Genomic DNA, 274 nt, shown 5'->3' with positions numbered 1-274 from the left:
TCCCATTTCGCTCGCCGCTACTTTGGGAATCTCGGTTGATTTCTTTTCCTGCAGCTACTTAGATGTTTCAGTTCGCCGCGTTCGCCTTGCATACCTATGTATTCAGTATGCAATACCCTAAAAGGGTGGGTTGCCCCATTCGGAAATCTGCGGATCAAAGTGTGTTTGCTCACTCCCCGCAGCTTATCGCAAGCTACTACGTCCTTCATCGCCTGTAATCGCCAAGGCATCCACCATGTGCACTTATTCGCTTGTCCCTATAACGTTAGCCTCT

Annotated in this window: 1 rRNA gene; it reads right to left on the bottom strand. The window is 49.3% G+C overall.

What is annotated here, in order from left to right:
• A 23S ribosomal RNA gene (locus tag V3C40_RS28305) occupies window positions 1-257 on the bottom strand; the annotation flags it as partial.
• Window positions 258-274: the final 17 nt, after the last annotated feature.

Source organism: Janthinobacterium sp. LS2A (assembly GCF_036543145.1).
In the GTDB taxonomy this organism is placed as follows: Bacteria; Pseudomonadota; Gammaproteobacteria; order Burkholderiales; family Burkholderiaceae_D; genus Janthinobacterium; species Janthinobacterium aestuarii.
The sequence above is the reverse complement of the archived record's forward strand: the minus strand, read 5'-3'. Positions and strand labels throughout refer to the sequence as shown.